21 protein-coding genes are annotated in these 18,683 nt (G+C 59.0%); 4 read left to right on the top strand and 17 right to left on the bottom strand.

What is annotated here, in order from left to right; genetic code table 11:
• Window positions 1-62: 62 nt before the first annotated feature.
• From ACFO5X_RS18820 to ACFO5X_RS18875, 12 genes are all read right to left on the bottom strand, one after another.
• Complete coding sequence (locus ACFO5X_RS18820) at window positions 63-302, bottom strand: TniQ family protein (RefSeq protein ID WP_380719860.1); 240 nt, start codon at window positions 300-302, stop codon at window positions 63-65.
• Window positions 299-1,180 (bottom strand): TniB family NTP-binding protein, encoded by an 882-nt coding sequence (locus ACFO5X_RS18825; protein ID WP_038147410.1) that lies wholly within the window; start codon window positions 1,178-1,180, stop codon window positions 299-301. The genes ACFO5X_RS18820 and ACFO5X_RS18825 overlap by 4 nt, the downstream gene beginning before the upstream one ends.
• 1 nt (window position 1,181) lies before the next feature.
• A complete protein-coding gene (locus ACFO5X_RS18830; RefSeq protein WP_380719863.1) occupies window positions 1,182-2,816 on the bottom strand; it encodes a Mu transposase C-terminal domain-containing protein in 1,635 nt (544 codons plus the stop codon).
• Between the two features lie 136 nt (window positions 2,817-2,952).
• The gene (locus ACFO5X_RS18835) at window positions 2,953-3,837 is read right to left on the bottom strand and encodes an exo-alpha-sialidase (RefSeq protein ID WP_380719865.1); all 885 of its coding nucleotides are present in this window, start codon (window positions 3,835-3,837) and stop codon (window positions 2,953-2,955) included.
• Between the two features lie 95 nt (window positions 3,838-3,932).
• Complete coding sequence (locus ACFO5X_RS18840) at window positions 3,933-4,391, bottom strand: c-type cytochrome (protein WP_380719868.1); 459 nt, start codon at window positions 4,389-4,391, stop codon at window positions 3,933-3,935.
• A complete protein-coding gene (locus ACFO5X_RS18845) occupies window positions 4,388-5,692 on the bottom strand; it encodes an ABC transporter transmembrane domain-containing protein (RefSeq protein ID WP_380719870.1) in 1,305 nt (434 codons plus the stop codon). Before ACFO5X_RS18845 ends, ACFO5X_RS18840 begins: the two co-directional genes overlap by 4 nt.
• An 8-nt stretch (window positions 5,693-5,700) precedes the next feature.
• On the bottom strand, window positions 5,701-6,234 hold the full coding sequence (locus tag ACFO5X_RS18850) for a cupredoxin domain-containing protein (protein ID WP_380719872.1): 534 nt from the start codon (window positions 6,232-6,234) through the stop codon (window positions 5,701-5,703).
• A gap of 106 nt (window positions 6,235-6,340) precedes the next feature.
• Complete coding sequence (locus ACFO5X_RS18855) at window positions 6,341-7,057, bottom strand: copper-binding protein (RefSeq protein WP_380719875.1); 717 nt, start codon at window positions 7,055-7,057, stop codon at window positions 6,341-6,343.
• A gap of 46 nt (window positions 7,058-7,103) precedes the next feature.
• Window positions 7,104-8,462 carry a multicopper oxidase family protein gene (locus ACFO5X_RS18860; protein WP_156875008.1) on the bottom strand — a complete coding sequence of 453 codons (1,359 nt, stop codon included), beginning with the start codon at window positions 8,460-8,462 and terminating at the stop codon, window positions 7,104-7,106.
• Between the two features lie 11 nt (window positions 8,463-8,473).
• Window positions 8,474-9,937 carry a TolC family protein gene (locus tag ACFO5X_RS18865; protein WP_380719877.1) on the bottom strand — a complete coding sequence of 488 codons (1,464 nt, stop codon included), beginning with the start codon at window positions 9,935-9,937 and terminating at the stop codon, window positions 8,474-8,476.
• Window positions 9,937-10,158 (bottom strand): putative periplasmic lipoprotein, encoded by a 222-nt coding sequence (locus ACFO5X_RS18870; RefSeq protein WP_221227929.1) that lies wholly within the window; start codon window positions 10,156-10,158, stop codon window positions 9,937-9,939. The genes ACFO5X_RS18865 and ACFO5X_RS18870 overlap by 1 nt, the downstream gene beginning before the upstream one ends.
• A 694-nt stretch (window positions 10,159-10,852) precedes the next feature.
• Entirely contained in the window at window positions 10,853-11,053 is a 201-nt protein-coding gene (locus ACFO5X_RS18875; RefSeq protein WP_380719879.1) for a heavy-metal-associated domain-containing protein, read from the bottom strand.
• Between the two features lie 139 nt (window positions 11,054-11,192).
• Between ACFO5X_RS18875 and ACFO5X_RS18880 the strand changes: the two genes are divergently transcribed.
• From ACFO5X_RS18880 to ACFO5X_RS18895, 4 genes are all read left to right on the top strand, one after another.
• Window positions 11,193-13,700: a heavy metal translocating P-type ATPase gene (locus tag ACFO5X_RS18880; RefSeq protein WP_380719881.1), complete on the top strand. Its 2,508-nt coding sequence runs from the start codon at window positions 11,193-11,195 to the stop codon at window positions 13,698-13,700.
• Window positions 13,701-13,718: 18 nt separating this feature from the next.
• Complete coding sequence (cueR, locus tag ACFO5X_RS18885; protein WP_111734050.1) at window positions 13,719-14,138, top strand: Cu(I)-responsive transcriptional regulator; 420 nt, start codon at window positions 13,719-13,721, stop codon at window positions 14,136-14,138.
• 132 nt (window positions 14,139-14,270) lie between these two features.
• On the top strand, window positions 14,271-15,143 hold the full coding sequence (locus tag ACFO5X_RS18890; RefSeq protein ID WP_380719883.1) for a DUF305 domain-containing protein: 873 nt from the start codon (window positions 14,271-14,273) through the stop codon (window positions 15,141-15,143).
• A gap of 22 nt (window positions 15,144-15,165) precedes the next feature.
• The gene (locus ACFO5X_RS18895; protein ID WP_380719885.1) at window positions 15,166-15,930 is read left to right on the top strand and encodes a MauE/DoxX family redox-associated membrane protein; all 765 of its coding nucleotides are present in this window, start codon (window positions 15,166-15,168) and stop codon (window positions 15,928-15,930) included.
• Window positions 15,931-16,033: 103 nt separating this feature from the next.
• On the opposite strand, the gene ACFO5X_RS18900 is transcribed toward ACFO5X_RS18895, so the two are convergent.
• From ACFO5X_RS18900 to ACFO5X_RS18920, 5 genes are read right to left on the bottom strand one after another with little or no spacing between them, the layout of a single operon-like run.
• On the bottom strand, window positions 16,034-16,771 hold the full coding sequence (locus ACFO5X_RS18900; protein ID WP_380720120.1) for a cytochrome c biogenesis CcdA family protein: 738 nt from the start codon (window positions 16,769-16,771) through the stop codon (window positions 16,034-16,036).
• The gene (locus ACFO5X_RS18905) at window positions 16,771-17,262 is read right to left on the bottom strand and encodes a hypothetical protein (RefSeq protein WP_380719887.1); all 492 of its coding nucleotides are present in this window, start codon (window positions 17,260-17,262) and stop codon (window positions 16,771-16,773) included. The genes ACFO5X_RS18900 and ACFO5X_RS18905 overlap by 1 nt, the downstream gene beginning before the upstream one ends.
• On the bottom strand, window positions 17,259-17,954 hold the full coding sequence (locus ACFO5X_RS18910; RefSeq protein ID WP_203595585.1) for an SCO family protein: 696 nt from the start codon (window positions 17,952-17,954) through the stop codon (window positions 17,259-17,261). The genes ACFO5X_RS18905 and ACFO5X_RS18910 overlap by 4 nt, the downstream gene beginning before the upstream one ends.
• Window positions 17,955-18,014: 60 nt before the next feature.
• A complete protein-coding gene (locus ACFO5X_RS18915) occupies window positions 18,015-18,287 on the bottom strand; it encodes a hypothetical protein (RefSeq protein ID WP_380719891.1) in 273 nt (90 codons plus the stop codon).
• A gap of 40 nt (window positions 18,288-18,327) precedes the next feature.
• Entirely contained in the window at window positions 18,328-18,483 is a 156-nt protein-coding gene (locus ACFO5X_RS18920) for a hypothetical protein (protein WP_380719893.1), read from the bottom strand.
• Between the last annotated feature and the right edge of the window lie 200 nt (window positions 18,484-18,683).

Below are 18,683 nucleotides of genomic sequence, written 5' to 3' on the forward strand. Positions count from 1 at the left end.
GTCGGCGATCCAGACATCATCGCACGCGTCAAGGACATGCCACTGCGGTAACTATCGGGCGCTTACGGAAAGGTCAAAGATCGAACAACATCTGGGTTAACCCGTGCGGCGTTGGCAATCTTCGCCGCCGCAGCCGCGTCGACGTTGAAGTCCAAGGCGGTGCCATGCGCGGTATCGATTCTGAGATGAGCCAGTAGTTCCGCATCATCACAGTAGTTGGCCGCCGCCAGCCGAGACAACCAACCTGACAACAACTCGTCTGGCAGCGGCGCGACAGTCTTGGGCAGCGGGTGCGGCTTCACACCCGGGACTTCTGGAGCCGCCGATGGGGGTTCGCATGGCGCGACCAAACCGGCGTCCATTTTGCGATTGCGTCATCGGTGATGCATTCCTCGCCTGTGATAATGGCGTCGATGGAAAGATCCTTGACCAGAGCGAAGATGCGCGAGGTCACCCCACCGGTCAGTGCCAAGACCTGCTTGAGAGATTTGACCTTCAGGTTGGACTTCTTTTCCAGTGGCATGGCAGCAATAAGGGTCTGGATCATGTCCGAGAACTCGGCATCGTCGCGCCAGTTTGGCAGATGATGTTCGTCCAGCCGTCGGGCAAGCTGGATATCACCGCGAATAGCATCGACGGCCTCGCTGACCCCAAGGCAGACCAGCGACACCTCGAGTTCATTGCTGAGATACCGCAGGACATTGAGAAATCGGCGCTGTTCGCGGTGGGTCCCGGCCAAGAGATTGTGGACCTCGTCGATCATGATCATCCGCAGGCCAAGGTCGCGTAAGAGCGCGATGACACGGACTTCGAGGGAAGCCACATTTTGAGCGCGGGCGCTAAGAGCCGTCGCCGGGGCGCCGACGGCGGCCAGGATGTGCAGGTAAAACCGCCGTTCATCAGGTGCGGGCGGCGCTTGCAACAGCAGAAGCGGTGTGCGGGTGATGCCCGACGCCGGATCGTATTCTGGTGCGTACTTGCGCGACAGGTTTCGGGCAATCATCGTCTTTCCGATCCCGGAGGCGCCATGCACAAGAAGCCCAGGCATACGGGTTTGTCGTGGCGCTTCGATCATGCCCTGCAAGCGGTCCAACACCTGTTCCGCCCGAGGAAAGCCGATCCAGATATCCGATTGAATGAGGGCGATCCGGCCGTCTTCTTCAGTTGTCCCTGCCCTCAATTCACCATCTCTCCACCTTGAACAATGGGCGCGCTGTATCACCCGTATCGATCGGGCGCAGCCCTTCGGTTGTCGAGACGGCCGAGTTCGTGCCCTTCAATGTCCCTTTTCTTTCACGGGTTCTGCGTTCGGCCTTCGTCAGGCCCCGGCTTTCAGCTTCGATCTGGCGTTGCTGTCGGATCAGCTCAGCCAGCACCAGCTCATTAGACCCGGACTTGCCAAGGGCACGGGCCTTCCTCATCGCTTCGCGATATTCCCAGAGCGAGACGGGCGGAATTTCCAGGTTTCTGTACCGCGCCTCAACATACCGGCCATCGTCCAGTTCGACCCAGATCATTGAGATATCGCGAGGATCGTAGCGAACGACCACCTTTCCATCCCCGCGCCCAATGTGGCCTGCAAGGGCATCGGACCAGTACCTTATCTGGAACAGATGGATGCCGTCACGCCTGATCTTGCGCAGTTCACTCGGCAGGAAGCTCACCTGAAAGGCTTCCATCTCGAAGGGGAGGTCGCCTGTCATTTGCTCTGAGAGCGCCTCCCATTTGGCAACGGGCGTGCAGCCAAGACTTGAATGAATGCTGTTGTTGTAACGGCAGATTTCCAGAGCAAACCAGCGATCGAATTCGCTCAACGTCATCGTGGCCTTGCTTTCGGCGTCATAGTCGCCCTTTGCCGCGATCGAGGATTGCGTTGTTCCCGGCAACAGGTGAACGGCCCCCATCATGGTGCCGATCAACCGTTCGATGTGACCACCGAAGTGAGGACTTGCTGGCGGTCGATAGACCAGATCGATCCCCCAATCCGCACAGGCCGACCGAAAGGCGCGCGACCGGAAATCGCGACCGTTATCGACGTGGATGCTGTGCGGTTTGCCCTGTGCCGGCCAAGGAACATCGCACGCCAATTCCGCAAGAAGTTCCTCCTTGAGGGCCACCGCCTGTGTCAGGCAAAGCGCCACTGACAGACGCGAAGGTGCCTCGAGAGAGGTGTAATATCCGGTCACCATCCGCGTTGCGACGTCGATCGCCAGCGTGACCCAAGGCCGCCCAATTGGTTTGCGTTCCAAGCCGTCGACAAGAATGATGTCGGCCGGTGTATGATCAATTTGGACGATCTCCAGTGGCATACTGGCCTTGTTCTCACCTGTGACCGGCGCAAATTTCTGGCGGGCCGCCTTTGCGCCCTCTCGTGCCTTCGCAACTTCGCGCGCATCCATCGCATCCAGACGACGCTGAACCGTTCGCCGTGTCGGCGGTTGCAAGCCCTCCTGCCAGCAAGCGCTGCGGATTTCTGTCACGACGCGCGACAAGCTCGAACGCTCCCGGCGCAAGAAATAGCGGCGAAGGTGCCCCTCGATTACCGCTTCGACTTTGCTGGATATTAACATCGTCCCGGTCGGGCGGCCCCGTTTCCGCGGAGCCAGAGCGCTGGTGCGCCCACCCTCTTCCGCCAACCGTTTTATCCAACGCCAGACCGTCGCCCTGCTGACACCAAGCTCCCAAACGGCGTCATTGATGCCACGTTCCAGGCTGCCAGTCCCATTGAGATATGCCTGAACAAGAGGGCGCAGCACCGCGGCCCTGCGCGCCTCTTCAGCACCAACGGCAACGGAGTCTTCGCCATCATCATTCATCGATATTTGCCGCAAATGTCTGTGAACCCTGTCTCAGGTTTAAGGGCAAAAATATCAGAATTAAAGGCAAAATCTCATATTTAAGGGCAAAGCTCAGCCGTTGATTTCGTTGGATTTCCCATCTCACAATTAAGGGCTACGCGACAGCTGCCGTGAACCAGACAACGGAAATCCTGTCGCCCATGGTATCAATGGCCGGGCCATTGACGGGGCATCCGGCGATTTCCCATCCGTCGTTATGGATCGTGGCGGGCTCCGTCCACTCCCCGTCGGCCTGCCGGACAGCCGATATATCGCGAATTTCATCTGCGGTTCGGTCACGATAGACGGCCACTATGTCGCCCGAGCCTGCCCGGGCTGCGGACGTCTGACAACACGTACAGCTGCGCACATCCAACAAGCTTTCTGCATTCAACGTCCCGTCGGAGTTGATCTGCCGCGCGCGCAACTGCATCGCATTCTCGAAGGTCTCGCCTTCTGTCTGACTGTCATACTCGCGGCCATCCAGCCATAAAGCCGTCAATCCGCCGAACTGGTCGGGTACCAACGAAACAAAACCATGCTCACGTTGAGACCTGTCATCGTGAGGGACAATCGGGTCCGTCCAGGTCCTGCCTTCATCTAGGGAAAAGGCGATATTCACGTCGTATTGGTAATCGCCCGGTCCATTCAACTTTAGCCATTGCGCCGCCAGACCACCATCAGCAAGAGCCACTACCGAAGGGAAGTCGGTCCAGTTGATGTAAGTCTCTGACGATTCATGGATTGTCCGAGCGTCCGACCACTCTTTGCCATCGAGGATGGCCATGCGAACTTCCGCTTCGGTTCCGCTTTCTTCAGTCCAGCTCAGCAAAACCCTGCCATCCGGCAAGGGTGCGAGTGATGGTTCGCGAGCATTGATGCCGACCGGTGATCCGCGGTCGGTCAATCTGAATAATCCGGTTTCCTCCGCGTATGATGCGGTGGACGAAGCGAACAATGCACCAAGGATCAGAGTCGATGCAGCAGAACATTTACTCATGAAAAGAATTTTCCCACCGGTTGTTGCTTTTCTGTGGCAAACCGAATGCTAATTGACCGTGAGGCAACTCCCATTCTTTCGTCCGACGAATGTGCTTAGTTGATTCCGTTGGCCCGCTGCAAAGCTCGAATGTATGCTACGATAGCAAGGATATCTGATCGCGTCACGCCTTCAACAGCTGGCATGTTGCCAAATTTCCAGTGGTGCGCCCGAACTCCATTCTGCGCTGCGCGGACAAACGCCATGTCGCCGTGGTGGCTGGGTTCATAGATCTTGTGAACAAGCGGAGGAGCGACGCCATCTTGGCCCTGCGCGTTTCGGCCATGGCAAGCGGAACAGACCGCATCATAAGCGCTTGCGCCGATTTGCTCCTGCTCTGTGAAACTGTTTGGTAGCTTGACAGTAGCGAGAGCACCCGCGGGAAGCGCGATGCTGTCCTGCCTCTGGGCGCCCGTCCGAGTGTGGCTCGGTTGCACAATGAACCATACTGCTGCAGCGACGGCGACCAGAGCAAAAAATATCGATGCCCATTTCATACTATCAAACTCTTTCATGATGTTGCGATGGCCCCCTGCCTTTTTAGAGACGAAGCCGGGCATCTCAGTGGGGCTTGCTCGAATTGACTGACCTCCTGCGGCATGGTGTTGTCTGCTTGAACAATTGCGGATTGCTGGATCGATTTGTTGAAAAAGGTCGTGATTTCGAGGTACCGGATCCGCGTGTCTTCCAGCGTCTGATAGTAATTGAAGAGTTCTTTAAGCGGTGCCGAGAAGTCTTTGTGTGCGGCTAGGACGGCCACCAGGGCACCGAGTGTAATACGCCCTTCGATGACGAAATATCCTCCCAATGAGTAGAACAGGAATGGGGTCAGCGCGGTTAGAAAATTGTTGAGGGCCTTGATGAAGAACTTCAGGTGGAAAATTTTCCTGCGGACGTGCTCAAGCTCTCTAAAACTCGCTCCGGCCGGTAGCAGTCCGGTCGAATTGACCTGCCGTTCATGCAACTGTTCGCTGAGCTGTCTGCCCAGCTGTCGGACTTCCTTGATCCTTGTACGTGAAAGGGCGTTTACACGCCGCTGTAGCTTGGGCAGCAGCACGAGCTGAACTGGCAGCACGGTCAGTGCGGCGGCACCCAACACAGGGTCCTGAACGAACATGAAAAACAGAATCGTCAACAGTGTACCGCCTTGTAGGATTGGCAGCGTGAGGACATCTGCCGCGAAGCCACCTATGGGCTCAACCTCCTGTGCGAGAATAGGGACGATTTCGCTCTGGTTTCGGGAGTCGGGATCGCTGCGCCATTGCCGATAGACCAGCAAGCGGAAGCGCCGCAGAAAACGCTCAGCTACATACCCCTTGAACACGTTGAGGCCGTATTTATTTAGCCCATTCAAGATGATCGCCAGAAGGTAGAGACCACAGAGAAGCATTAGGAAAACGACCTGATCGACGTCTCGTCCCAAAATGGCAACGGGGAAACGATCAGAATCCAAAGCGTTGTTTACGATCTGCTTTGGCAGTTCGAGGGTCAGATATAGAATAGGCATCGCGATGAGGCTGACCACAATCATCAATGCCTGCTGCCTTCTGGAGTAGCGCAGGACCGTGCTGAAAAGACTGCCTTCAAGCCCCCGTATGGGTTCGGGGTGGAACGTAGAGGTGTGACGGCGCTTCCAAAGCTTGAAAATGCCGCGAATAGCAAGATATGAGCCGACAGTGATCAGCAGCGCGGGTGCCAAGACCAGTATCAGATGAATGAACGGGTGAACCCAGTCTGGCGTCGCATCGCTGTAGTCGTACCCAAACGCGGCAGATACGTTGTGTACAAGCACGTGATACCTGTCCAGGAGTGACATCAAAAACTCTAACCCTTGGATTTCGGCGCAAGGTGATCGTGCACGATGATGACGCCCCACATGCCCGCTTCCCGGTGGCCGGGTATCAAGCATACGAACTCCAGGTTCGTCAAATCGGAGAACTCCCAGATCAGCTCGGCATTTAGTCCACTTGGGATCAAAACCGAGTTGGCGCGATCATGTTGCATATCGGGGTGTTCGCGCATCCACTGCTGATGTTTCGCAATTTCGTCAAAGGAGCCGAGAAAGAACTCATGATCCAGAGCGCCTGTATTTCCGATCAAGAACCGAACGACCGATCCCTTTTCAATCTGGATCGCGTCCGGCTCGAAAAGCATGTAGCCGCTTTCTGTCTCCCTGATGGATATTTCGATCGACCTGTCGAAAGTGGAGCCATCGCCGGGTTTCCCGATCGGATCATGGCCAGGCACTTCGAAGGCCCGCGCATGAGGCTGCTGACCCTTGCCACTGGAAGCGTCCACTGACAAAGCCGGAAAGATGAGTGCAAGGGCGGTGGTGCAGGTTTTCAGGAAATTCATCATGCTCGGCTACCTTCGTTGCGCTTGATTTTACGGGGTATTCTTGCTTGCAGAGTAACGCCTCAAAAAGTTGGGGCCGGGGTGATTGCCCCGGCCCCACTAACTGTCATCACTTCATCTGTGTGACGGTCAGTTTTCCCTTCACGCGGTCTGCGACGAATTCGATGTCCTGACCTTCGGACATCTTGGCAATCATTGCCTCGTCGGCGCGGAACACCATGGTCATCGCGGGCATGTCGAGGTTGACCAGCGGGCCGTGGATGATCGTGACCTTGCCGGCCTTGGCGTCAATCTTTTTGACCTTGCCAGTCGTGTATTCCACATCCGCCTGTGCCATCTGATCGCCAACTGCGACCTCGCGGTGCATGCCGGACTCGTAATGACCCGGAATCAGACACGCGGCTTCGAACGTACCGGCATTTGCAAACGTCCAGACGACCTCGCCCGAGGCACCGGGATCAAGACGGATTCGGTTCGGGTCGTCGTGCTCCATATCCATCTTGGCCATTTCGATCTTGTGCTCGGCGTTGCGCTCGACCGTATCGAGGACGAATTCATGCTCTAGCTCACCCTTGTTTGTGATGTTGAAGCGGATCGTTTCACCCTCCTTGATGGTCAACTCTTCGCTCTCGATCAGCATTTCGCCTTCGTCGTTTTCGAGCAGGGTGACATCAATTGTGCGGTCCACATTGGCGGATTCACCCGGCATGCCGATCATCATTTCGGCTGGCTTGGTCTCACCGTGCCCGCCATCATGTGTGCCTGCGGCAAATGCTGGTGCCGAAAGCACCAACGCGAAGCTTGTCGTCAAAAGAAGATTTCTCATTTCATTGTCCTGTAAGTTGGTTTGGTTGGAGTTGACGAAGGGCCGTTCAGCCCTTCGAGTTTGGTTTTGGTGTGAGAATGGTCTTGGGACTGTTGTTCGAGGCGAATTCGGGCAATTCGCCGGTCCATTCGTAGGCCATCTCGCCCGGAGGATTTTCGTACCAGCCGGGATCGGAGTAATCGTCCGCGTCGATGCCGTCCCGCACCTTTACGACCGAAAACATGCCGCCCATCTCGATGGGGCCGTAGGGGCCCCAACCCGTCATCATCGGGATGGTATTATCGGGCAGCGGCATTTCCATTTTCGCCATGTCCCCCATGCCGGACATGCCCATAGGCATGTATTCCGGCTGGAACTGACGAATCTTCTGGGTCAGCGGTTTCTTGTTGACACCGATGAACGTCGGCACATCGTGACCCATGGCATTCATCGTGTGGTGCGACTTGTGACAGTGGATCGCCCAGTCACCCAGATGGTCCGCGACGAACTCATAGGCGCGCATCGCGCCCACGGGGATGTCGATGCTGACCTCGGGCCATTGCGCGGCTTCCGGCACCCAGCCACCATCCGTGCAGGTGACCTTGAAGTCATAGCCGTGCATGTGGATCGGGTGGTTTGTCATCGTGAGGTTGCCGACGCGTACTCGCACCTTGTCGCCCTTGTTCACGACCAGCGGATCAATGTCGGGGAAGATCCGACTGTTCCACGTCCACAGGTTGAAGTCCGTCATCGTCATGATGCGGGGCACGTATGTGCCGGGATCGATGTCAAAGGCATTCAGCATGATCAGAAAATCGCGATCCACCGGCATGAAGGTGGGATCCTTGGGATGGACCACGAACATGCCCATCATCCCCATCGCCATCTGCGCCATTTCGTCGCCATGGGGGTGGTACATGAACGTGCCGGACTTCACCAAGTCGAATTCGTAGACAAACGTTTTCCCTGGCGGGATGCTGGGATGACTCAACCCGGAGACCCCATCCATGCCCGAGGGCAGGATGAGCCCGTGCCAATGTACCGTGGTGCCTTCCGGCAGCTTGTTGGTGACGTAGATGCGGACCCGGTCACCTTCGACCGCTTCGATCGTTGGACCGGTGGACTGGCCGTTGTAACCCCACAAATGCGCAATCATGCCGTCTGCAAGTTCGCGCTCTACCGGTTCGGCGACGAGGTGAAATTCCTTGACCCCGTTGTTCATCCGGTGCGGCAGGGTCCACCCGTTCAGCGTAACCACAGGTGTGTAGTCCGGCCCTGACGACGGACGCGCCGTAATCGCCGTTGCCGCACTGTCCATCTGCGCGGCTTCGGGGAGGCCCATGTTCAGGGTTTGACCCCAGGCTTTTGAAGAGACCAGCGTTGCACCTGCGGCGCCGGCTCCGAGTAATTGACGTCTGTTCAACATGTCAGTTCCTTTCAGTGTCCTGCGCCGCCACCGGCGGCAAGCGTTGCGCCTTCTCCACCAGCACCACCGCCGCCTTCGCCGCCGCCATAGATCGCGGCGGTCAGATCGGCCTGTGCCATGTAGAATTCGCGTTTTGCATTTGCCGCTTCCAGGGATGCGCCAAGTTTCTCGCGCACATCAGTCAGCAGCTCGAAAGTGTTGGTGATCATGCCATTGTAGGACAGCAAACCCTCTTCTTCGACGGTCGTGCGTAGCGGCACCAGAACGTCGCGGTAGTGGCGCGCGATTTTATAGGCGGCATGATAGGAAGCCTCTGCACCCCGCGCTTCGGACCGGACGTTCACGGCCTTCTCTGCGAGCACGTTGGCCGCTTGTAAGTAAGACAACTCCGCCTTGCGCATCCGGGCTTTGCCGGTGTCGTAGATCGGGATCGCGAACTCCACTTCCACCTGAGGGGTGGTCACGGTTTCCGTTTCTCCGTCCTCAATTTCCCGCTCCGCCTCGAACCCGGCAATGAACTCAAGATCGCTGACAATGCGGGTCTGATCGGTCAGCCCAAACGCCTTGGCCTGCGCTTCCAGGCCAAGTTTGGCAACACGCAGATCCACCCGGTTTCGGAGCGCCTTGGCCTCGATGTCGGTCACACGGCCGACAGAACGCGGCAGTGCAGGAAGGGCATCTGGCACATAGTAATCGACTTCGGTGCCCCAGAGACCCATCAACCTGGTCAAAGCCTCCTTGGACCGAGTGGCGTTCAATCGTGCCTGTGCAAGTTGCCCCGCCAGTTCGGCATTGAATGCCTGTTCGCGGGCCTGCCCAGCTTTGTTGAGTGCGCCGGTCTCGCCCAACCTCATCGCCAGTTCAGAGCCGGCGTCAGAGGTCGCTTTCGCGCGCCGCAGATAACTCACTGCCTCGAAGGCGGCGACTGCATCGACCCATGCCTTTCGCGTCTGATTTGCCAGTGCGAGTGTGTCGTTCACGGCATTGAGCTGAGCCTGCCGGAAGCTTGCATCAGCAATGGCCATACGCTGTTTACGCGTGGTGGCATCGAGGACGTTCGACCGGATCAGCCCTTCGATCGCCCTGTAGGCACCGAGTTCAGGCGCACCGATTCCCAAGACACCAATTGAGACGATCGGGTTTGCCGGCGTCGATTGCTGCCAAGCCTCAGCGGCCGAGAGGCCAACATTGGCGTAAGACGCTTGCAGACCCTTATTGTTCAGCAGCGCAACCTGAACCGCCGTATCGGCCGAGATCGTCTTCCGATGCACCATGCTGTGCACCTGTTTCTTGAGAGCTTCGTTTTCGGCCTGGGTTTCGGCGAAGGCCGTCCGTTTGCCGATGGCCGGTGTGACCTGGCTGGAAATGTTGGCGAAGCCGGCTTTCGGTTCCGTGTAGATACCCGGTACTGCGGTAGCGCAGGCACCCAAAATTAGGGGAAAGCCAAGAACCAGCGGAATCTTAGATACCCGCATCAGTTGCCCTCCGTCTGCTCTTGATTGACGGAACGCCAATCACGGGGGCCGGTCGGACCACGATAGGTGTAGCCAGCCAATGGATCTTGATAGCTGATCGGAGACGAAACGGTCGCGTTGACGACAGCCTGTTGTGTCGCAACGGAGGGCAAAGGGGTAGGCTCATAGGCGCATGCGCCGAGCCCGAGGGCCGAAGCCCCCATAAGTAGATGAATTTTCATGAAGGTATCCTGATTGATGACCGATGTCTCACGCAGAGTTTGCGCAAGGCTCACACCCGGATTGGGCGCCGTTTCAGATCAGGAATCGAGGGGGCCGCAGAAACCCTGATGTTTCGACGGAATGCGTCTGACCGCTCAGGATCATATATTCTTTCGCAGCAATAGGATCCGGGAATACCAAGTCTGCGTCTGGAATGACGACAGAAATGCATATTCCGTTACAACACTGAGTTGATTGATGCTCTGTTTCACCCATGTCGGAGGATATGTCATCCACGTCAACTGTCGCCGGGTGTTTCATGTGGACGGCGTGGATATCAGTTCCCTGACCAACTGTCCGTTTGCTGAGAAGGGAGCTGATCGATCCAGAATGCTGACCATCATGCATTCCCGAGGCCGCGTGTGCCGCAGAAGGTGGAGACAGAACCAGCGCCAACGCAAAAGCGAAGCAAGTGAGGACTCTCACCCATGTTGAAATGGCGACACGCATTCTCATGGATGGCAAATTGGACATTTTGACAAATTAGTCAACGCTTACAGCGCGGGAAGGTTTGGCACATTCTAGCGAGGCAGGCGAATTCTCGCTGCAAGCGCTCAAAACTGTTGCGCAATAGGTACATAGCAACGTTCACCAGTCAGACAAAAGACGCGAAAATGGCAGGGAATATTTCAATAATGACTGGAAGTGCCGGGACTAAGTCAGTCGCTCCGAGCCGTAGCCTGCATCGTGAATCGCTGCCTTCAGCGCGCTTTCATCCAATGCGTTATCTACCTCGACGGAACGCGCAGTCAGGTCACAGGTGACCGTCGCGTGTGGGTCTATCGTCACAATGGCCTTCTCTATCGACGCGGTGCAATGTCCGCAGTTCATGTCCGGGACGCTGAACCTGATCATCACGATCTCCTTCTTACCGCTCCTATCTAGGGCGTTCCCCTGTGGGAAGGTCAATGCCCGAAAAATTCCTCGATGCACCTGTTGACCTTCCAGTGAATGGAATCCTTATGTGAGGGAGGATCAGAATCAGGAGATTTCCATGTCCGGTCCGCACAACGTCCGAATTTCCCTTCAAAACATGTCCTGCGCCTCTTGCGTCGGGCGGGTGGAGCGTGGGCTTTCCGGCCTGCCGGGTGTCAGCGACGTTCGCGTCAACCTCGCCAGCGAGACGGCCCAGGCGCAGATCGACGGGCCGGAGCGCATCTCGGACATCGTCGAGAAGCTGGAAGAGATTGGCTATCCGGCCCGTAAGCAGAGCACTCGCCTGAACGTGGCCTCCATGTCTTGTGCGTCCTGCGTTGGGCGGGTGGACAAGGCGCTGGCGGCGGTGCCGGGCGTGCTGGACGTGAACGTCAATCTGGCATCGGAAACTGCGACGGTAAAGTATCTCGAAGGCTCGGTTGCGGTTGCGGACCTGCTGAAGGCGGCGGGTGACGCAGGCTATCCCGCGACCTTGCCGCCGGACAGCGCGCCGGAAGACACGAGTGCCCGCAAGGATGAAGAGGCGCGGACGCTGGCTCGCAGGACCGCGCTGGCGGCGGCCCTCGCCCTGCCTGTGTTTCTGCTGGAAATGGGCGCGCACCTGATCCCCGGCATGCATGGTCTGATCGGCGACACGATCGGCCATCGGGCAAGCTGGCTGATCCAGTTCGTCCTGACCACGGTGGTTCTGCTCTGGCCGGGGCGCAGCTTCTACACGCGCGGGTTTCCAGCCCTGCTCAAGCGTGCGCCGGACATGAACAGCCTTGTCGCGGTCGGCACTTCTGCCGCCTATCTCTATTCTCTCGTGGCGCTATTCGCGCCCGCGCTGCTGCCCGAAGGGTCGCGTGCCGTCTATTTCGAGGCGGCGGCAGTCATCGTCGTGCTAATCCTGCTGGGCCGGTGGCTGGAGGCGCGCGCCAAGGGCCGCACCGGCGCAGCGATTCAGAAGCTGCTGGGCCTTCAGGCCAAGACCGCCCGCGTGCTGGTGGACGGAGAGCCTGAGGACGTGGCCATCGAGCGCATCGCCGCGGGCGACATCCTGCTCGTGCGCCCCGGAGAGCGGATTGCCGTGGACGGTGAAGTGACCGAAGGCAGCGCCCGCGTCGATGAGAGCATGATCACCGGCGAGCCGGTACCTGTGGCCAAGTCGTTGGGCGATCCCGTCACCGGCGGGACCGTCAACGGTTCCGGTGCCTTCCAGTTCCGTGCGACACGCGTGGGAGCGGATACGACGCTGGCGCAAATCATCCGTATGGTCGAAGAGGCGCAGGGTGCCAAGTTGCCGATCCAGGGTCTGGTGGATCGGATCACCCTGTGGTTTGTGCCCGCTGTCATGGCGCTGGCGCTGCTGACGGTGATGATCTGGCTGCTGGTCGGACCGTCGCCCGCCTTGTCCTTTGCGCTGGTCGCCGGAGTATCGGTGTTGATCATCGCCTGCCCCTGCGCGATGGGGCTGGCCACGCCGACGTCGATCATGGTCGGCACCGGCCGTGCCGCCGAAATGGGTGTGCTGTTCCGCAAGGGCGACGCCCTGCAACAGCTTTCGACCGTCGATGTGGTCGCGCTGGACAAGACCGGCACGGTGACCGAAGGACGCCCCGAACTGACCGATCTGGTGCTGGCCGACGGCTTTGAACGGGCCGAGGTGCTGGCTCTGGTCGCGGCGGTCGAGGCGCGGTCGGAACATCCCATCGCCGAGGCCATCCTGCGGGCGGCGAAGGCCGAGGGCGTTGCCCGGCACGACGCGCAGAAATTCAAGTCCATCACTGGCCACGGTGTCCGGGCAGAAGTCGCGGGCCGGGACGTACTGGTGGGCGCCGACCGTTTGATGGCTCGCGAAAGGCTGGACATCGGCGCGTTGGTCGACGAAGAGCGCCGCCTGGCCGAGCGGGGCCGCACCGCGCTTTACGCCGCCATCGACGGACGCGTTGCCGCCGTCATCGCCGTGGCAGATCCGGTGAAGCCATCCAGCGCGGCCGCCATCCGGGCGCTGCACGATCTGGGCCTGAAAGTCACCATGATCACCGGCGACAAGCGCGAGACGGCAGAAGCCATCGCGCGCGAGACCGGCATCGACCATGTGATCGCGGGTGTGCTGCCGGATGGCAAGGTCGCGGCATTGGACGATCTGCGCGGCACGGGCCAGCAAATCGCCTTTGTCGGCGACGGCATCAACGATGCGCCCGCGCTTGCCCATGCGGACGTGGGCATCGCCATCGGCACCGGCACCGACGTCGCCATCGAATCGGCCGACGTGGTGCTGATATCGGGCGATTTGCGCGGCGTGGTCAACGCGCTGGAAGTGTCGCGGCGTACGATGCGCAACATCCGCCAGAACCTGTTCTGGGCCTTCGGCTATAACGTAGCCCTCATTCCGGTGGCGGCGGGGCTGCTCTACCCGGTGTCGGGCCTGCTGCTGTCGCCGGTGCTGGCGGCTGGGGCAATGGCGCTCAGCTCGGTCTTCGTACTGACGAACGCGCTGCGCCTGCGCCGTGTCCGCCCGGCGATGGACGACGCGGCGAAGGCCGCGACTGCCCCCCGCATGTCCCCCCTCCCGGCGGAATGAAACAAGGAGAAAACGATCATGAATATCGGAGACGTGGCCGATCTGTCCGGCCTTCCTGCGAAGACCATCCGCTACTACGAGGACATCGGGCTGGTCGAGCCGCTGCGCAGCGCGAACGGTTATCGCAGCTTTCGGCAGAGCGACGTCCACAAGCTGGCGTTTCTTGGGCGAGCGCGTGCGCTTGGCTTCACCATCGAGGACTGCCGGAGCCTGCTGAAACTCTATGCCGATACCGACCGCGCCAGCGCGGAGGTCAAGCAGATCGCCGAGGAACACCTCGACCGGATCGACCGGAAAATCGCAGAACTGACCGAGATGCGCGCGACGTTGTCGCACCTTGTCGATGCCTGCGCTGGCGATCACAGGCCTGATTGCCCGATTCTCGCAGATCTGGCGATGGAAGAGGGTAAGACCCGGACCGCAAGGGCAGCGGATTAAGCGGGCTTCGATCTGTCCCCCAGCGGGCCGCGCCACCCATAAGGTGCGACTGGCTGCAGCTATTTCGGAACATTCCAGCTCGGGAAAGTTGTTCCACCTCTAGACTTCACGATTTCGAGAGAGGACAACTTCATGTCATATGGCCGCTTTTTCGCGATGATCGCCACATCTACCGTCGTCATGTTCGGTCTGATGTATCTCAATACCTACCTCTGGACGCATGTGTTTTGGTCGGAAACGCGGGCCTACATGGCTCTCCTGATGGGTGCCACCATGGCGATTATCATGCTGGGCTTCATGCTGTCGATGTATTCCAGCAAGATGGCTAACGCCGCCATCTTCATCGGTGCCGCTGTGGTCTTTGCCGCCTCGCTTTGGCTGGTCCGCAGCCAAGTGACGGTGGGCGACACCAGCTACATGCGGGCAATGATCCCGCACCACTCGATCGCGATCATGACCTCCAGCCGCGCCGATATCTCGGACCCGCGCGTGCGCAAGCTGGCGGATGAGATCATCTATGCGCAGGACAAGGAAATCGCCGAGATGCGTTATCTGGTGAACGATATCGACGCCAACGGTGACAGTCCGGCACAGTCAGAAAGCGGACCGGCGCAGATCGTGAGCCTCGACGAGGCGCTATCAACCCCGGAAGTCGCCATTCTCGACCTCGAATTTCTTACTTCGGAGGACATTGCGCAGATGTTTCCCGGCGGCGCCGCGTGCACGTTCACCTACACCACCACTATCAGGCCTGCGCTGGCGGTGGGCCGCATCGACGGTGGGAGTGTAGCTCTCGCCAAGATCAGCGGCGATCTGGTGCGGCTGGAGGCTGGCGACGCCGGAAGCACTTGGGGCACGGAAGGCATGACAGTGGCGTTGAGCGCGCCGAGCGGACCCGGCACATTGGACGCAAATAGTGGCGAAATGCAGGACGCCGATCTCGTTCTCGAACTTGGGTCCGGTCTGCGTGCAGGGTATCGCGGATATTACGGTTGCGGTGCCTGAATCAGAAACTGGAGGAAACACCATGCCGAAAGACGCATCGAAATCAGCCCAACTCTACCGGATGGTCATGCAGGATCATCTTTGCCCTTATGGTCTCAAGTCCAAAGACCTGCTTGAACGGGAAGGGTACGAGGTCGAGGATCATCACCTGACGACACGTGAGGAAACTGATGCCTTCATGGAAAAGCACGGGGTCGAGACCACGCCGCAGACCTGGATCGGCGACAAGCGGATTGGCGGCTACGACGATCTGCGGGTCCATTTCGGCCTCGACGCGCCGGAAAGCGAGCGCTCGGACACCTCCTATCAGCCGGTGATCGCGATCTTTGCCGTCGCGTTTCTGATGGCGCTCGGCCTGTCATGGTACAGCTTTGGAACCATCCTCAGCCTGCGCGCGCTGGAATGGTTCGTCTCGATCTCGATGTGCTTGCTTGCAGTGCAGAAGCTTCAGGATGTCGAGAGCTTTTCGACCATGTTCCTGAATTACGACCTGCTGGCGCGCCGCTGGGTGCGCTACGGCTATCTCTATCCCTTCGGAGAGGCCTTCGCCGGTATCCTCATGGTCGCCGGGGCGCTCACCTGGCTGTCGGCACCCGTGGCCTTGTTCATCGGCACCGTCGGCGCGGTTTCGGTCTTCAAGGCCGTGTACATCGAAAGGCGCGAGTTGAAATGCGCCTGCGTCGGGGGAGACAGCAACGTGCCACTAGGGTTCGTCTCGCTCACCGAGAACCTGATGATGATGGTCATGGGTATCTGGATGCCGATCCGGGTCTACCTGATCGGTTGACGGCCCCGCGACCTCTACAGAGGCGCGGCGTGTACGACCTTTTTGACTGGTGGAGATGATCGCCACTTACCAGCCATCGCGCCAAGAACTGGTTCGAAGTTCGTCAGCCGATTGTCGCGAGAAAGGGAAACGTCCCCAGCAGCCAATATGCAAACCGGGACAATTGCCCGGTCATGATGGCAACTCCCATGATGATCATGGCAACACCCGCGCCCTTGTAGAGCCAGCGACCGGCCTTGCCGATCTGCCTTACCCGCGCGGCGATGGCGTCGGTGAACAGCGCAGCCAGCAGGAAAGGCACCCCCAGACCAGCGGAATAGATCGACAGCAGCCAGATGCCGTCCGACATGCCGCCGGAGGTCGAACTGAGTGTCAGGATCGCGCCGAGGATCGGTCCGATGCAAGGTGTCCAGCCAAAGGCGAAGGCCAGTCCCAGCACGTAGGCCCCAAACGGGCGACCGCCGGCAATGTCGAGATTGAAGCGGGTATCGCGCGAGAACGCATCCAGACGAAAGATACCCACCATGAACAGTCCGAACAGAATGATGATCGCGCCGCCCAAATAATTCAGCTCGGTGCGCCATGTCAGCAGCAGCGATCCGAGCGCGCTGGCCCCGGCTCCAAGTGCGACGAAGACCGTCGAAAAGCCCAAGACAAAGCAGGCACTCAACCCGAGCGCCCCGGCGCGCGCCCGCAAGCCGACCGACCGCGTCATGCGCAAATCCGGCTGCCCTGCGATGTACGAGACATAGCCCGGCACAAGCGGCAGGACGCAAGGCGACAGGAACGAAATGGCCCCCGCCAGGAAGGCCGCGAAGATGCCGATGCCGGAGATGTCCATCACGCGTCACGCTCGGTGCTGAAGGGCCACACGGCCCACCAGAACGCGACCAGCGGGACCACGATCCATTGCAACACAGGTGACAGGCCCGCATCGAGGACCGGAATGATTGGCATCAGGTCCGAATAGGCCCAGGCGGCGCGGATCACGATGTTGAGCCATTCGCTGAACAGCGTGTATCCGAGCCCGAACGCCACCGTCAGGACGGTCACAGACCGCCGCGTCGAGGCGACCAGGGGCCAGCCCCGGCCCGACAGCATGAGGGCAAGCATCAGCGCGCTCATGGCGATCAGGATATCGCCACCCGTGCAATGGACGGCTGCGAAGACAATCTCACCCCAGGTGCCCTCGTCCCATATCGTGTAGAGCGGCATATGCGCGAACTCCCAGATCAAGTTGGCCGGGATGATCACCGCAAAATACCGACGCAGAGCTGTCAGGGAAATTCCGTCTGTCGAGGACAGCCTGACGCCAGTCGCGACGACACTCATTGAAACACACCTGTCAGCCGGTCCCACCAGCTGGGCTCCCGGCGTCGATGCTGGGCGTTGTTGATCAACTCGCTGACATAGAGGATCAGGTTCACGTTCTTGAAGTCCATGCCATGGAATTTTGCAGCGAACCGCCCGCCGATGTCCACAACATGGGTGACCGCTCCGTGCATCATCATGTCGCTGTCGGCGGTCATCGTGAACTCCAGCCCATAGTCCCGCGCCAGAACGCGCGTTGCATTTTCAGTCTGATCGGGACGTTTGGTTAGAATAACCCAATTGCTTGGATCGAGCCCATGCCGGTCCGAGTAATCGCGCAACACGTCTGGCGTGTCGTTCACAGGATCGGTCGTGATCGAGATGAACTGCACTAGCTCCTTCATCGGCCCGTCGTTGATCGAAGCCTGGACCGCCGCGATCTTTTCCGCATGGAGCGGGCAGATATCCGGGCAGTTGGCATAGATGAAATGAAGGATGACCACCTTGTCGCTGAAATCCGACAGGCGCACGGGATTCCCCTCGGAATCCTGCAGCTCGAAACCCGGAGCCTGCGCTGCATCGATGGCTTGGAAGTAGGGCTCCATCTCGAACATGCGCGCATCCAGGTTTTCCCCCGGATGATTGGCGAAGGCCGGAGACGAAATCGTGGCCGCGAGTATCGCTAAAGCGGCGCGCCGTGTCAGTGCTGTCAATTCTTGTATCCTTACAATAAATGCCTGCCGATCCGTTGACCGACAGGCATTTGGGCAAATCTAGCCGTCAGACTTTTCCGACGGCATCATGCCGCCGTCCATATTCTCGGTCATGGACGCCATCATCTCGGTGCAGGCTTCCATCATGGGTTTCATTTCGGCCATCATCTTCATCATGCCCATCATGTCGCCGTCCATCATGCCGCCTTGCATGGCCCCCTCATTCTGCATAATTTCGCCCGTTTCCGGCGTGGTCTGTTCCTGGGCGCTGACGGCAAATGCACTTGCGGTAAGGGCCGTCGCAACGACGAAAGTTGTAAGTGTTTTTCTCATGGTTTTCTCCTTGGGTTGATCGTGTGGTTATCGAAAGAACTCAGTCGGAAGACGCCCCCTCTGGCGATTTGGAGCAGCCCTTTCCGGACCCGCCCTTCATGCACAGACCCAGGCCGCACATCGCGGCACAGGGGGCCAGCGAGACCAGAACATGCGCGAGCCCGATCGCGGTGAGCCATCCCCAGTTCAGGGCCATGCCGCCCCCCATCACGGTTGCCGCACCGACGAACAGCAATCGTCTGCGCGTCAACCACCTGGGCCAATTCCCTGCGCTTTCGATGTTGGCGGCACCCGCAATGTTGGAAGGTGATATTTCGGTCATCCAGAGAGTCCTTTCGATGATTAAAAGCTAGTCATTCCAGTAACTGGAAGGTCAAGGGTGAGCAGTGGACTTTT

It is taken from the genome of Seohaeicola nanhaiensis (assembly GCF_042654245.1).
GTDB classification, from domain to species: domain Bacteria; phylum Pseudomonadota; class Alphaproteobacteria; order Rhodobacterales; family Rhodobacteraceae; genus Seohaeicola_A; species Seohaeicola_A nanhaiensis.